The 14,665-nt window shown below is 31.2% G+C and carries 13 protein-coding genes; 5 read left to right on the forward strand and 8 right to left on the reverse strand.

Annotated features, from left to right (window positions below):
* The first annotated feature begins 125 nt into the window (after positions 1-125).
* Positions 126-1,403 carry a UDP-N-acetylmuramoyl-tripeptide--D-alanyl-D-alanine ligase gene (locus tag JBL43_RS14455; RefSeq protein WP_198842117.1) on the forward strand — a complete coding sequence of 426 codons (1,278 nt, stop codon included), beginning with the start codon at positions 126-128 and terminating at the stop codon, positions 1,401-1,403.
* A gap of 2 nt (positions 1,404-1,405) precedes the next feature.
* Here the strand turns inward: JBL43_RS14455 and JBL43_RS14460 are convergent, their stop codons facing one another.
* A complete protein-coding gene (locus JBL43_RS14460; RefSeq protein WP_198842118.1) occupies positions 1,406-2,143 on the reverse strand; it encodes an alpha/beta hydrolase family protein in 738 nt (245 codons plus the stop codon).
* 574 nt (positions 2,144-2,717) lie between these two features.
* Between JBL43_RS14460 and JBL43_RS14465 the strand changes: the two genes are divergently transcribed.
* Positions 2,718-3,854, forward strand: a complete 1,137-nt coding sequence (locus tag JBL43_RS14465) for a glycoside hydrolase family protein (protein ID WP_233098792.1) — start codon at positions 2,718-2,720, stop codon at positions 3,852-3,854.
* An 87-nt stretch (positions 3,855-3,941) separates the two neighbouring features.
* On the opposite strand, the gene JBL43_RS14470 is transcribed toward JBL43_RS14465, so the two are convergent.
* From JBL43_RS14470 to JBL43_RS14490, 5 genes are all read right to left on the reverse strand, one after another.
* Positions 3,942-4,463, reverse strand: a complete 522-nt coding sequence (locus JBL43_RS14470) for a hypothetical protein (protein ID WP_198842119.1) — start codon at positions 4,461-4,463, stop codon at positions 3,942-3,944.
* 65 nt (positions 4,464-4,528) lie between these two features.
* Positions 4,529-6,076 (reverse strand): phospholipase D family protein, encoded by a 1,548-nt coding sequence (locus JBL43_RS14475; protein WP_198842120.1) that lies wholly within the window; start codon positions 6,074-6,076, stop codon positions 4,529-4,531.
* Positions 6,077-6,106: 30 nt separating this feature from the next.
* Positions 6,107-6,661 carry a DUF1572 family protein gene (locus JBL43_RS14480; protein WP_198842121.1) on the reverse strand — a complete coding sequence of 185 codons (555 nt, stop codon included), beginning with the start codon at positions 6,659-6,661 and terminating at the stop codon, positions 6,107-6,109.
* A 58-nt stretch (positions 6,662-6,719) separates the two neighbouring features.
* Entirely contained in the window at positions 6,720-7,220 is a 501-nt protein-coding gene (gene msrB, locus JBL43_RS14485) for a peptide-methionine (R)-S-oxide reductase MsrB (RefSeq protein WP_198842122.1), read from the reverse strand.
* Positions 7,221-7,303: 83 nt separating this feature from the next.
* The gene (locus JBL43_RS14490) at positions 7,304-8,152 is read right to left on the reverse strand and encodes an alpha/beta fold hydrolase (RefSeq protein WP_198842123.1); all 849 of its coding nucleotides are present in this window, start codon (positions 8,150-8,152) and stop codon (positions 7,304-7,306) included.
* 93 nt (positions 8,153-8,245) lie between these two features.
* Here JBL43_RS14490 and JBL43_RS14495 point away from each other — a divergent pair, with 93 nt between their 5' ends.
* The 3 genes from JBL43_RS14495 (at position 8,246) to JBL43_RS14505 (ending at position 11,134) form a co-directional block, all read left to right on the forward strand.
* Entirely contained in the window at positions 8,246-9,067 is an 822-nt protein-coding gene (locus JBL43_RS14495) for a M48 family metallopeptidase (protein WP_117885006.1), read from the forward strand.
* Positions 9,068-9,229: 162 nt separating this feature from the next.
* Positions 9,230-10,534, forward strand: coding sequence for an MFS transporter (locus JBL43_RS14500; protein WP_198842124.1), 1,305 nt, complete (start codon positions 9,230-9,232; stop codon positions 10,532-10,534).
* A gap of 78 nt (positions 10,535-10,612) precedes the next feature.
* Positions 10,613-11,134 (forward strand): hypothetical protein, encoded by a 522-nt coding sequence (locus tag JBL43_RS14505; protein ID WP_198842125.1) that lies wholly within the window; start codon positions 10,613-10,615, stop codon positions 11,132-11,134.
* A gap of 61 nt (positions 11,135-11,195) precedes the next feature.
* On the opposite strand, the gene JBL43_RS14510 is transcribed toward JBL43_RS14505, so the two are convergent.
* Both JBL43_RS14510 and JBL43_RS14515 read right to left on the reverse strand, forming a co-directional pair.
* On the reverse strand, positions 11,196-12,995 hold the full coding sequence (locus JBL43_RS14510; protein WP_198842126.1) for a DEAD/DEAH box helicase: 1,800 nt from the start codon (positions 12,993-12,995) through the stop codon (positions 11,196-11,198).
* 149 nt (positions 12,996-13,144) lie between these two features.
* Entirely contained in the window at positions 13,145-14,548 is a 1,404-nt protein-coding gene (locus JBL43_RS14515; RefSeq protein ID WP_198842127.1) for a TlpA family protein disulfide reductase, read from the reverse strand.
* Positions 14,549-14,665 lie beyond the last annotated feature (117 nt).

Consider the following 14,665-nt stretch of genomic DNA (forward strand, 5'->3'; position numbering starts at 1 on the left):
AATACATTTTGTATTGAGTTTTTTTTTAGTTTTAACCCATGGAATGTCAAGATAAAAATTATAGAAATTGTTAAAGTGATAATTTATACATTCCATTTGACCATAAAAATAATATACATTGACACATGAATATTTCAGAACTCTATTTAATTTATAAACAGACCTATCAAGTATCTACAGATACTAGAAAAGTGGAAAAAGGTTGTGTTTTTTTTGCATTAAAAGGTGATAATTTTAATGGTAATAAATTTGCTGAAGATGCTTTAAAAAAAGGAGCAGCTTTTGCGGTTGTAGATGAAGCTGTATATCAAACAAAACCAACTATTATTTTAGTAAATGATGTTTTGAAAACGATGCAGGCATTAGCTTCTTATCATAGAAATGAACTTGGGATACCGATTATTGGTCTAACAGGGAGTAACGGTAAAACCACAACTAAAGAGTTGATTAACGCTGTTCTTTCTGAGAAATACAATACAACTGCGACAAAGGGTAATTTAAACAATCATATTGGTGTGCCGTTGACACTACTTTCAATGACACCAAAAACTGAAATTGGTATCGTTGAAATGGGGGCGAATCATTTAAAAGAAATTGAATTTTTATGTAACATTGCCCAACCTGATTACGGTTATATTACGAACTTCGGAAAGGCTCATTTAGAAGGGTTTGGTAGTATTGAAGGTGTAATAGAAGGTAAGTCAGAATTATACACTTATTTAAAAAGTAAAAATAAAACTGCTTTTGTAAATGCCAACGATCCTATTCAATTAGAAAAATCAACAGCTATTAATCAAGTAACATTTGGTGGAGAAAATGGTGACGTTCCTGTTCGTTTTGTAGAGGCTAATCCGTTTGTTCATGTTCAATTTAATAATGAAATTGTAAAAAGTCAATTGATTGGAGCTTATAATTATAATAATATTTCGGCGGCATTAGCTATTGGTAATTTCTTTAAAGTGAAAAGTGAAGATAGTATTAAGGCTATAGAGAATTATGTACCTAGTAATAATCGCTCTCAAATAATTCATAAAGAATCTAATAAAATTGTTTTGGATGCCTATAATGCCAATCCGAGTAGTATGGAAGTTGCTTTAGAAAATTTATCAAATTTAACGGATTCTCATAAAATTGCAATTTTGGGTGATATGTTTGAATTAGGAAAAACAGCTGAAGCTGAGCATCAATTTATTGTTGATTTGTTAAGTAAACTCTCAATTACAAAAGCATACTTAATTGGAGAGAATTTTTATAAATGCAGTGTTAATGAAGATAAGATTCAACTATTTAATTCTTACGAAGCGTTTAAAGCGTATTTTTCAACTCTCAATATTATGAACACAACACTATTAATTAAAGCATCAAGAGGTATGGCTTTAGAGCGAGTATTGGAAATAGTTTAATCTTACTTTTGTTTTAATAAAAATTCTTTAAAAGCGTTCCAATAATTTTCATGACCGTCATTCTTTTTCCATAAGGCTTTAGAACCGTGGTATCCTTTTAACTTAGGCTTAAATTGTGTAATTAAGTTTGGCTTAATTTGACTTAATAGTTTTTCCACAGGTTTGATTTCTCGTTTAGAAGACGTTGCAAATACAGGGATACTTATTGATTTTATAGTTTGCTTTAATTTTATACCTGTTAAATATTCTCCTGGGCTAAAGACAGCAATAGCCTTTGTTTTTAAATTCTCACTACCAATCCACAAAGCTAACGAAGCAGAGTAGGAGCTACCTACTAAAATAACAGGTTGTTCTCCATTTATTTTATACAAATAATCTATAGCGGCCTCAACATCTTGTTTGGCTCCAGCATAACCAACATTTCTTAATTTATTGTTTGCATCAATCGCAGTTTGGTTAACAATTCCATTTATTTCTTGACCAGAACGCTGATCTATTGCCATGCAAGAAAAACCTAATGCATTCAGCTCTATCGCGGTATTTAAATATTCACCACGACTATAGCCTGCCTGATGACATAACAAAACTGTTGGGGGTATGTTTTCTAGAAAGTAAGTGTCAGCCGTAATAATTACAGAATCTTTGGCATAAAATGTAATCGTTTTAGAATCTAAAATAGATTCTTGGGCCGGAATATCTGATAAATATAAAAGACCAATAAGTAAAATATAAAAACGCATAGTATAGATTTATGTTACCAAGATAATAAATTTAAATAACTAATTTTATTGTTCTAATTAACTATTTTTTCAAACTTTTTAGCACAACCTTCAGTACATGGATATCATAATTGTAGCTTATTTTCAATAAGCTTATAATTAATATTATACTCAGAAGAATTACATTCGTTTTTTACAAAAATAATCTCAGTTTTATCATTAGATAAGCCAACGGTATCCTTTTTCGTATCACTATTCGTAGAGTAAAAAGACTCAATTGATATGATTTTTTTATTTTTAAAGAATTCAATAATTTTCTCATTTACAATGGGTTATAATTACCACTGCCATCACCTGGATCTCAATATTGTTCAATCAATTTACATCTGCCAATTAATTCTTCATTTTATAAGATTACATCTTCTTCTTTTGTACAAGAAGAAAGAATAGCTATTGTAAGTACCAAAAATATAGGTCGATTCGTTGTTTAATTTTGAATAATAAATGCTATTGGTCGAAAAAAGTTGTGTACGAATAGTATTTTGGTTTATTTTAGATTTTTATATTTAAATTTTAATCTAATCAACCCCGTATCATGAATAAAATCTTAAGTTTTTTATTAATAACAATTTTATTTATTTCTTGTAAAGACAAATCAGATACAGAAATATTGAAAACTAAAGTTCCTGTTTATGCTTGGACAGGAGGGCCTGGTGAAGCTACAGATGCAGAGCTTTTGGCCAGTTTTAAAGGTTTTAAAGATCATGGTGTTGATGGGCTAATGTATAATGGAGGTCAAAACCCTGAAACATATAAACGGGTGGGTAAAATAGCCAAAGAGGCAGGTTTAGAATTCCATACTTGGATTCCAACAATGAGACAAGACCCAAGTGACACATTAACTGCCGATTTGTTTGGTGTTAATGGAGAAGGCGATTCAGCTTTTGATAAACCAGTATATGTTAAGCATTATACATTTTTATGCCCAAATAAAGAAAAAGTAGTTGATTATTTAACAGATTTATATAGTAAGATCGCTGATGTTGATGAGGTCGATGGTATTCATTTAGATTATATCCGTTTTCCAGATGTAATATTAGCAAACGGTTTATGGGAAAAATATAATTTGGTAATGGATAAAGAGTTTCCAAAATACGATTATTGTTATTGCGATAAGTGCGTGTCCGATTTCAAAGCGAAATCAGGTATTGATATAAAAGAAGTTGAAGATCCTTCACAAGTGGAGGAATGGAAACAATTCAGATATGATTTAATTACAAATATGGTGAATAAAATTGCTGAGGTAGTCCATGCAAAAGGAAAGCAATTAAATGCAGCCGTTTTTCCGGGACCTTCATTAGCGAAAAAAATGGTGCGTCAAGAATGGGAAAAATGGGACTTAGATGCAATTTTTCCAATGAATTACAATGATTTTTATTTAGAAGATACCAAATGGGTTGGTGAAATGGTAAAAGAAGAGGTGGCGTCAGTTAATAACGCCAAACCAATTTATAGCGGACTATTTATAACACCATTTCCTAATGAAAAGGCAGAACATCCAGATCCTGAAGATCACGGTGTTTCTCCAGAAGAATTAGTGGATGCTATTGAACAGTCTATGATAAACGGAGCTGCGGGAATTTGTTTATTTACACCAGGGCGTATGACTGATGAGCACTGGAAAGTATTTAAAGAAGCTATTTATAAGGACTATAGTAAAATTGAAGATTGATGGATTTTATATTTATTGAAAAAAAATCATTTTTGTAAAAAATTAAGCATAACATATTACTATATAACCTGTTCGAAAGAAGATGAATTAATATGAATTAATAGTATTAAAGAAGTATGGGAATAATTCTGGAGAAATAGAAACATTTCCGTAATCTAAATCTTTTCTAACTAAGTCAAGATAAATACCCCAATCAGCAGCTGAAGATTGAGTTCCAAATATTTTGAAATACTGCTTTAATACTTTTTCATCATCAACAAATATGCATAATTTGCCAAAACAATCGTTGATTTCGGATTCTGTCGGTCTTTTTTCGTCAATTTTCCTATTTTTTGGAACTTGTTTACCAATCCACTTTTTCGAAGCAAATTCTCTTGACATCAAATTAACAGATTGATATATTATATCTCTTTTTGAATTTAAATAATTTTCTTTTTTTAGAATTTCGGATGCGGTAAATGGTTGCATATTATTTATTTTTTTTAAGTATTCATGTTTTACTTTTTCAATTTTTTTATTATTATAATAATTTATGATACTTGGGATTATAGCAACGACTAAACCAATAATAATACCTTGAATTAATTGGTTGTTAAAAATATTTTCCATAATAAGTATATTTTTTATTTAACGACTTTACTAATTTATTTAATTAATAGTTTTTTAATTTAGTATTACAATATCTCTTTGGGTACAATTTTTCGAGTCCATGCCTTAATACGTTTGGCTGTTTTAACTTCACTATCAGGATTAAAGTCTGTAGTAGTTTGCCATGAATTTTCGGGTTTAAACTCAATTTCCATGCCTTTTAAAACATTGTTAGATATCTTTTTATTGTTGATAATTGCCAAACATTCTGTATTAAGATTGGCACTTCTTGGGTCTAAATTAAAAGTTCCTATCACTGTTGTTTCACCATCAACTACCATTGATTTTGAATGTAAGCCAAAAATGGGTTTAAAATCTAACTTGGCTTGTAAATGGCCTGTCATTATTTTAAAACGCTCTTCGGCATCTGGTTTGAATTCATAGATTTCTACACCAGTTTCTAACAACGCTTTTCTATCTCGTTGATAGCCGCTAAAAGCTTCTAGATTATCTGTAGAGGCTAAACTATTGGTCAAAATTCTAATTTTCACACCGCGTTCTACAGCATTTTTAAACAGGTTACGACTCAATGTTGTCGTAATTAAATAGGGCGTTTGAATGTCTAAAGACGTTTTTGCATTTTTCACTAATTTAATCAATGCATCTGTAGTATATCCGCCACCACCTAAACCTTCAGAGCCATCATTTTTTCCTGGTGCGTCAGAAATAAATGCTACTTCTTTAGTCCAAACTAAACCGCCTGACTCTATTATTTTTTTAAAGGTAGTAGGTAAATTTTCAATTTGTGTCCTTATCTGTGGCCAAAAATTGTCTGGATTACATGCATATTGATGTAATTTTTCAAACCGGTTAGGGTCATTAAATTTTTCGGGTAACTCATCAGCTAAATTTTTAATGGGTACGCTTAAATTATTATTCCAAAACTGTTCAAAGGACTGCTCCACTTTTGGAGCAATTTTGCCAAGCAGTAATACATCTCTATCCCTAAAATTATATTCATGGTCATAATCAAAATATTCATCAGCAATATTTCGGCCTCCCGTAATCACTACTTTATTATCAACAATAAAGGTTTTATTGTGCATTCTTAAGTTTGCAGATCTAAAGTCAGTTGCAAACTTTTTAAGTTTACTAACTATACTTTTACCAAAATTTACACCAGGATTATAGACTTTTATAGAAATGTTTTCATGGCTTTCCATCATTAATATATCCTCTAACTCTGCATCAACCATAATATCATCAACCAAAATTCTGACTTTTACACCACGGTCAGCTGCTCTAATCAAATAATCACATGCTATAAGTCCTACATTATCAGTTGAAAATATAAAATACTGTATATCAATTGTTTTTTCAGCATTTTGTGTAAGCCAAGCTCTTGTGGTCAAAGATCCACCACCATCTTCTAAAACATAAACACCAGTTTTCGTTTGCATTTCCCCCTCAATAGCTGCTAATTCTTTAGAAAGACTAGTGCTGTCATTACTATGAATTGTTTCGCAGAAGTTTTGACTATTAACTATTTCGGGAATTGGTTTTTTGCAATTGCTAAGTAATAGAATGAGTAAAATCGTTGCTGAATAATACTTCGAATAGCTTATATGAGTCATTTATTTTTAATAGAAGATTGGTTAAAGGTATTATAAATCATCAGTAAAATGACCTTTGTGTTTATCTTTTTCAAATTTACTCTTATTATATGTTGAAGACTTATTTTTAGCTATTGAAAGGCTTTTCCATTGTTCACCTTTTATTAATTTACCAACAAAAACGAGTTGACCTATATGATAAGAATAATGACACAATTGTCTATTAATAGCTTCTAGAGCGGTGTGGCCTTCGTTTCTGATATAAATAATTCGTTGTAAATCTTTCGCTTTTAAGTTGTCAATTATAAGAAATAAACAAGCCCATCCCTTTTCCCATGCTCTAGTCATTTCGGTTTTTGAAGTATAACTGTCCTCAAATTCTGAATCTCTATGTCTCCAATCTTTTTCACCATCTTCAGTGTAAAAATATGTCCAACGAGACAACATATTACCTACGATATGTTTTACGATAATGGCAATGCTATTGCTATCTTTATGGAGAGACCAATGAATTTCAGTATCACTAACTTGATCAAAAGTCTTATCGCCTAAGCTTTTGTAATAATTAAATTGTTTTTGAATGCTGTCTATATAATTTTTGTTCATATTTTAAAAAAAAAGAGTCCTCGCTACAAGGACTCTAAATTTAATAAAATAATATTAGTTATTTTTTCTCTGCGGGAACAAACTTTATAGAGCTTGTATTCACGCAATAACGTTGTCCTGTGGTCTCTTTAGGACCATCATCAAAAACATGACCCAAATGTCCATCACATGTTGTACACGTTATTTCCGTTCTAATCATACCAGCACTATTGTCCTTTTTAAAATCAACCGTTCCAGGAATCGCATCATCGAAAGAAGGCCAGCCGCAGTGACTTTCATATTTACTTCCTGATTTAAATAACTGGGCATTACAAGCTCTACAAACATAAGTGCCTTTTTCAAAATGTTTTGTATAGCCAGTGTCACCTGGTCTATCAGTACCTTTTTGACGTAATACATAGTATTCTTGATCAGTTAATTCAGCTTTCCATTCTGCGTCTGTTTTTACAATTTTATCTTTATTGTCTGTCATGTTTTTGTTTTCTTTTTTTGATTTTTGAGCATTACCAGTACAGCTAGCCAGTACCGTAATACATAATAAAGTGATTATACTTTTCATACTTTTAAAATGTTTATTCTTAGCATTTATATGCTTTAAGAAAGTGATTTTTTTAGTGGTGAAGCGGTTCAAATAGTTTACAATTAGTTTTTTATAAATTTAATTATTTTCCCAATTATTTTAGGTTCTCTAAGAATCCTTCTATGTCCTAAACCATTTGAAATTAAAAGCTCACCATTACTTAGGTTTTGTCGTATTTTATAAGCGGAACTTACATCGGCATCATAATCTTCCATATCATGTACTACCAAGGTAGGGATGGTTACTTTTTTAGAACTAGTATTGGCAGCTAATGATTCCAAATCTACTTTAAATTTAGCTCTTATTTGTGCTTTCATTAATTCCGAAATTTTTGGCTTTAGCTTTAATTTTTTTACAAAAAGATCTAAAAATTTGTTGTTTGAACTTTCTACGCCAATGACAATCAGTTTGTTTATAAATGTTTTTTTAGCTAATGCTGCTAATAAAGAAATGCCTCCGAAAGAATGACCTATTGCAGCTTCAAATGGCCCAAATTTTTCATTTAGATATTCAATAGTTGCTATTGCTTCTAACATATTGGTAATTTTACCAGAAGAAAGCCCGTGTGCGGGTAAATCAAAACTAACAACCATCATGCCGTTTTCAAGAAGTTTATCAGCTATTTCGTAGAGTTGAGTGCCCCGTCCGGCCCATCCATGTACTAAAAGAACTTTTGTTTTTGAAAATCCATATTCATAAACATTTACATCTTTTTGGATTGATGGAATATTTACTAAAATATTTTTAGCACTCTTTCGCATCATTTCCTCTCGTTCAGGAGTTTTAAATTTGGGAGGAGTCGTAAATAGTTTTATGGCAAAATTTGCAGCTAATTTGTTAGAAAATAATTGTAATATTTTTCCTGTTCGAATAATAGAACTCGGTATTTCAAAATTGTTTTTTTTTGGCATTATTTTGGATTAATTACAATAAATATTAGCAAATACGAAGTTAATCATTTTTTGTATATTTATATTTGCATTCTTAAAACTTAAAAAAACAAGATGAAAAAAATTATTGCATTAACTATTGTGACCTTATTTTTAATTAGTTGCAGTACAGTGCCAATTACTGGAAGGAAAAGAGTGAACTTTGTAAGCGATGCTGAAGTTTTACCTATGGCCTTCGCTCAATACAAGGGGTTTTTGGAAGAAAATAAATTATCTACCAATGCTTCGAAAACTAAAGAAATTAAAGATATAGGTGCTAGAATATCTCAAGCTGTTGATCGATTTATGCGTGTAAATGGTATGAAAGCAGAAGCTGATAGTTACCAATGGGAGTTTAATTTAGTTGAAGATGAAACGGTTAATGCTTGGTGTATGCCAGGTGGAAAAGTCGTTTTTTATACAGGTATTTTGCCTATTTGTAAAAATTCCGATGGAATTGCTGCTGTAATGGGACATGAGGTTGCTCATGCCTTCGCTAAACATGGTCAAGAACGTATGTCAACTGGTCAATTACAACAGTTAGGTGGCGTTGCAGTTGCTGTTGCAACTGCAAACAAATCAGCTGAACAGCAGCAAATATGGAATACTGCTTATGGTTTAGGTTCTCAAGTTGGAATTATGTTGCCATTTAGTAGAACTCACGAACGAGAAGCTGACAGATTAGGACTAGTATTTATGATTATGGCAGGTTATAATGGTGAAGAAGCAGCCGAAGTGTGGGTGAGAATGAGTGAACGTGCAGGAGGAGAGGCTCCGCCTCAAATTCTAAGTACGCACCCATCTAATGAATCAAGAATAGCCGATTTGAAGGCTTATTTACCTGAAGCAAGAGCTCATGCAAAAAAGTATAATGCGAAAGCATTGACAAGTGAATAAAGATGAATGAATTGATTGGTTTTGATCACATAAAACGATATTTTATATCTGAAAAAATTTAGGATTGGTTAATGTATTTTCCCCAATCTTTTAAAATTATTAGTACATTGTAAGCCGTATTTCATCAGAAATACGGCTTTTTATTTACAATCAACCAACCCTATGTTAAAAAAAGGAGACAAGAAACTAATCAATGCGTGGTCATTTTATGACTGGGCAAATTCGGTATATTCTTTGGTAATTGGTACCGCTGTTTTTCCTATTTATTATGAGTCTGTTACAGAAGGTGGTAACGGTGTAGTCCAATTTTTAGGTTCTGAATGGTATAACACAACGATTTATTCGTATGCTCTCGGATTTTCTTTCTTAATTGTGGCTTTATTGTCCCCAATACTTTCTGCTATCGCAGATTATACCGGTAATAAGAAACGATTTTTAAAATTTTTCTGTCTGTTAGGTTCCCTATCTGTAATGATGTTATTTTTTTTCACAGGTAAGGAAAACGTATGGATTGGAATTGTCTTCACTATTTTAGCCAGTATTGGTTTTTGGGGCAGTATGGTTTTTTATAATGCCTATTTACCTGAAGTTGCTTTTCCTGAACAACAAGATAAAGTGAGTGCTAAGGGATTTATGCTGGGCTATGTAGGTTCTGTAATTTTATTAGGATTTAACTTATCAATGGTTATGATGCCTGAGTTATATGGTATAACTGATGCCACACTTCCGGCTAGAATATCATTTTTAACCGTAGGTCTTTGGTGGATAGGGTTCGCACAGTATACTTTTAAAAATCTCCCTAATAACCCTTACAAACGAAAACCAGAAAAAGATTTCATTTTTAAAGGCTACAAAGAGTTGCGAGTGGTTTTGAAAGAAATAAAAACGCAATCGCAATTGAAAATATTATTAATTTCATTTTTTTTATATAGTGTAGGTGTACAGACAATAATATTATTAGCATCTATTTTTGGTACTAAAGATCTAGGCTTAGAAACAAGTAATTTAATTATTACAATTTTACTCATTCAAATTGTTGGAGTAGTGGGGGCTTACTTTTTTTCCAGACTGTCTACTAGAATTGGAAATATAAGTGCGTTAAAAATAACAATAATAATTTGGGCTTTTGCCTGTGTTGGAGCTTATCTTTTAAATAGAGAAGATCCTAATGTGTATTTAAAGTTTTATGTTTTGGGTGCGTTTTTAGGTTTTGTGCTAGGTGCTATTCAGACCTTGTCTAGATCTACATATTCTAAATTAATACCAGATGAAACACAAGATCATGCAACCTATTTTAGCTTCTTTGATGTAACAGAAAAGCTTGCTATAGTTGTAGGGATGGTTATTGCTGGTGTTGTAACTTCATATACGAGTTCTCTTAAATTATTTATTTTAATCTTAGGAGTATTTTTTATTGCAGGATTTATTGTGTTAAGTTTTATGAAAGCATCTAAGTATGTTAAATAAGGAGCCGTTGTTCTAGTTTATAATGATAAAGCAACCTATCTTAACTTTGGACATCTAAGATAAAATAGACACGCTAATATGATGTTTAAAACGATAAAAATTATATGTTTCTTTATAGTTAGTATATTATTTATTTCATGTCAAAAAGATGAGGATCCTGAAGAAAATCAGGAAATTTATTTTGAGCAATTTAGTATTAATTATGCATGGGGTTTAAATTATAACCATTGGATAATTGATAATGAAGGTAATGTAAGGGTAAATAAAGAAAGAGATTCAATCATTTGGATTGATACAGATAACTTGAATAGTTATAAAGAAATGTTCGACGCTATAGTTTTTAGAATTGATAAAAGTGAGCTTGAACAATATGTAGCTTTAATTTCAAAAGCAGCTAAGGGGAAAGTTGTTGAAAGCAAACAAAATCGTGCTGATTTTGGAAGTGTGAGGTTTAATTGTTTTATAAAAAACAATCATAATTATAAAACAGTTGTGCTTACTGAAATGAGTGATCTTTTAGATAAGAAAAACCTGAGTACAGAAGCTGAAAAACTTGCAATTTGGTTAAAAGAATTGAATCTTAAGATGAATTCTAATTAAAAAACACACCTTAAGATTAAATTCTAATAATTTGATTGTTAGTTCTTAACAGAGATTATTATTAACGTTTACCACTTCTCTTACCTCCACTAAAACCTCCACTTTTCTTACCACCTTTATATCCACCTCCACTAGAGCTTTTTCCTTTATATCCGCCACCAGAGCTGCCTCCAGAACGTCTTTCTCTTCCGCCACCGCCTGAATTTCTATCACCACCACCGAAGCTGCGTTTTTTACCACTTCTTCGTCCACCGCCACCTTTTGGTTTAGTGGTTACCTCTACAATTACAGACCTACCTTCAAATTCTGCATGTTGAAATGCTTCAACGGCTTGTTCTGCAAAAGCTTTATCAATTTCGAAGAATGAGAAACTTTTAAGAATTTCTATTTGCCCAATTTCAACATCACTCTTTTTAAGATTTTCGTTGATTAATCCTATCAATCTGGCAGGATTTAATCCGTCCATTTTCCCTAAATTGATATAGAATCTTGTAAAATTCTCATCAGTACTTCTAGTTCTTCGTTCTCTAGAATCGTCACCATTAAGGTCTTCAGCACCTTGGTAATAGGATAAGAATTGATTAAACTCTATAGAAACAAATCGTTTTATTAATTCGTCATGTTCAATATCTTTCAATTGAGCATAAATACCTTCTAAATAAGGATTTATTTGATCCTCATTTACTTCAACATCTTTTACCTTTTCAATCAGTTTGAATAATTGCTTTTCGCAAATTTCTTTACCGCCAGGTACCTGTTGAGCTATGAATTTTTTACCAATTTTACTTTCAATTGGTCTAAGAGAATTCTTCTCTCTGTTCGTAATTATTGCAATAGAAATACCTTCTTTACCAGCTCTACCCGTTCTACCACTTCTATGTGTATAGTTTTCTGCTTGATCTGGTAATTTATAGTTGATAACATGTGTTAAGTCATCTACATCTAAACCTCTTGCTGCTACATCAGTAGCCACTAAAATTTGTAAATGTTTAGCTCTAAACTTCTCCATCACTATATCACGCTGAGCCTGTGATAAATCACCATGTAAAGCATCTGCATTATAACCATCATCAATTAAATTGGCGGCTACACTTTTTGTTTCTCTTCTTGTTCTACAAAAAACGATTGCATATATGTTAGGGTTAACATCTGCTAATCTTTTCAAGGTTGGGTATCTATTTTTTTCAGAAACTAAATAGTATTCATGTGAAACTTTATCTGCACCAGCATTCTTTTTTCCTGCACTAATTTCTACAGGTTTAGTCATGTAGTTTTTAGCAATAGCATCTACTTCTCTAGGAAAAGTAGCTGAAAACAATAGCGTTTGTTTTTCTTTTGGTGTTACTTCTAATATCTGGTCTAAATCATCTTTAAACCCCATATTTAACATCTCATCGGCCTCATCTAATACGACCCACTTAATGTCTTTCAGTTTTAACTGTTTACGTTTAATTAAATCTACAGTTCTACCTGGAGTACCTACTACAATTTGAGCACCTCTTTTTAATCCACGAATCTGCTCGTCAATATTGGCTCCACCGTAAACGGTAACCACATTAACACGTTTCATGTATTTACAGAAATCTTCAATGTTTTTTCCTATTTGAATAGCTAGCTCCCGTGTAGGAGACAAAATAATAGCTTGTGTAGCCTTACTTTCTAAATCTAATTTTTCAAGAATTGGTAAACTAAATGCGGCAGTTTTTCCGGTACCCGTTTGTGCAAATGCTTTTAAGTCATTAGAAGCATTAATAATTTGCGGTATCGCTTGTTGTTGGATTGGTGTAGGTTTTTCGTAACCTAGATCGGTCAAAGCATTGACAATTTCTTGGCGTAGGCCAAGTTCATTAAATAAAGACATATATTAAAAATTTATCAAACTAAGGCTTCCCAATAGTGCTGTCTTAGCAGATAAATAAGCCTTTTCGTTTATGAATGTGCAAAAGTAGTCTTAATTTAATGATTATGAGAGGTTTTTAAGATTAATTAGTAAAATAGACGAATCAATCTTTATTTAATTTGCCTGATTTGTTTCTCAAAACTACGATTGGAGAGATGTGTCATATTGTTTTGAATTCTCCCATCTTTGTCTATTAAAATAGCTCTAGGGAAATTAATGTCTAACCAATCAATGCCTTCATCAATACGGTATTGATTGACTTTATTTAGCTTTTTAAGTTTGATTAAACTTTTCCACTCGGCTTCTTGATAAGCAGAAGTAAGACCAATAAAATTATATTCTGGATATTTTTTTTCTAAATAATTAAAACGTTTAGCAAAATTTTCCATTTCACTAGAGTTGGAAGGCCAAGTACATATTACCGTTTTTTTATTTTTAATAATGGTATTTAACTGAATGGATACACCATTTATATTGTTAGGTGAAATATTTGGTAACTTAAAGCCTTTAGCTAATTTTTTTGAAACCTCTATTAAATTTGAAATTTCAGCTACACTTTTTTTATCCGTAGAATGATCAAAAAATAAGCGTACAGCTCTTTCTTTTTCTACAATAGGGGTATCTTCATTTAATAGGGCATACCAAATACCCATATATAAAAAGTTGTTTTTAACCGATTCTGTTTTAATGTTTTCCAGTGCCGCTTGCATCATGTTAACATCTATGTCGCTTTTAAAACTATCTAAAACTTGTTTTTCATAGGCTAAATGATGTAAATAGGCTCTTACATAACTTTGATGTGGATAAAATCCAGTTAACTCTTTATCGTCGAGATCTATATTTTTTCTAAATTTAAAGAATCTTGGACTTATTCTAGGGTGTTCCATAGACCCTATAGATTTCATATGATTATGTGGGTAGATTTCCTTTTTTTTGTATAAAGGATAATTAATCGCGGTGTTTACCAATTTGTTAAATAGGATTGAACTTTCAGGAACTTCCGATTTAAACTGTGAGTAAAGTAGATTTTTTAATATTAATACAGAATCAATTTTTGATTGAAATAAGCTATCACTTAGTTTATAATAGTTGTTAAACTCATTATCTTCCTTTTGATTAACTAAAAATAAATTGATTAAAAAGTTATTGCGTTCAGCACCCTTTCCACTAAAAACAAGCGATTCATCAAAATCCCAAGTATTTAACCTTATAAGTAAGCTATCATTAGATTCTAAATATACATATTGGAATTCGTTACCATGTTTGAATTTGTAAAATCCGTTAGTGCATTTGTTTAATTTTATTAAAAATTTATTATTGATACTTAGCTTAGAAGAATCAATCAGTTGATCTTGATAATAAAAATAAACCTTGTCTGATTTCGGATTTATAATTTGTCCACCAAAATAAGCCTTGTCGGTTACAGCCTTATCTTTACAACTTACAATTAGTAATGTTGTAAAAGATAAAAACAATATTTTAGATGAAAAAAATGAAAGTAATTGTCTTGCCAAATTTGTTAGGTTTTTCTGAACAACACAAAAATAGCCATTCAAACCCCCAAAATTAGTTAATAGGATGTTAAATTAAGCAGTTGTGTATTTCAAATGACGCCTATTAATTTGCCTAAA

This window comes from Aureibaculum flavum (genome assembly GCF_016406085.1).
In the GTDB taxonomy this organism is placed as follows: domain Bacteria; phylum Bacteroidota; class Bacteroidia; order Flavobacteriales; family Flavobacteriaceae; genus Aureibaculum; species Aureibaculum flavum.

Excerpts from the sequence above, each read along its gene's own strand:
- JBL43_RS14470 (WP_198842119.1), bottom strand. The coding sequence starts at position 4,463 with ATGGAAAATATTTTTAACAACCAATTAATTCAAGGTATTATTATTGGT.
- JBL43_RS14465 (WP_233098792.1), top strand. The coding sequence starts at position 2,718 with ATGAATAAAATCTTAAGTTTTTTATTAATAACAATTTTATTTATTTCT.
- JBL43_RS14475 (WP_198842120.1), bottom strand. The coding sequence starts at position 6,076 with ATGACTCATATAAGCTATTCGAAGTATTATTCAGCAACGATTTTACTC.
- JBL43_RS14460 (WP_198842118.1), bottom strand. The coding sequence starts at position 2,143 with ATGCGTTTTTATATTTTACTTATTGGTCTTTTATATTTATCAGATATT.
- JBL43_RS14500 (WP_198842124.1), top strand. The coding sequence starts at position 9,230 with ATGTTAAAAAAAGGAGACAAGAAACTAATCAATGCGTGGTCATTTTAT.
- JBL43_RS14495 (WP_117885006.1), top strand. The coding sequence starts at position 8,246 with ATGAAAAAAATTATTGCATTAACTATTGTGACCTTATTTTTAATTAGT.
- msrB (WP_198842122.1), bottom strand. The coding sequence starts at position 7,220 with ATGAAAAGTATAATCACTTTATTATGTATTACGGTACTGGCTAGCTGT.
- JBL43_RS14505 (WP_198842125.1), top strand. The coding sequence starts at position 10,613 with ATGATGTTTAAAACGATAAAAATTATATGTTTCTTTATAGTTAGTATA.
- JBL43_RS14490 (WP_198842123.1), bottom strand. The coding sequence starts at position 8,152 with ATGCCAAAAAAAAACAATTTTGAAATACCGAGTTCTATTATTCGAACA.
- JBL43_RS14455 (WP_198842117.1), top strand. The coding sequence starts at position 126 with ATGAATATTTCAGAACTCTATTTAATTTATAAACAGACCTATCAAGTA.
- JBL43_RS14510 (WP_198842126.1), bottom strand. The coding sequence starts at position 12,995 with ATGTCTTTATTTAATGAACTTGGCCTACGCCAAGAAATTGTCAATGCT.
- JBL43_RS14480 (WP_198842121.1), bottom strand. The coding sequence starts at position 6,661 with ATGAACAAAAATTATATAGACAGCATTCAAAAACAATTTAATTATTAC.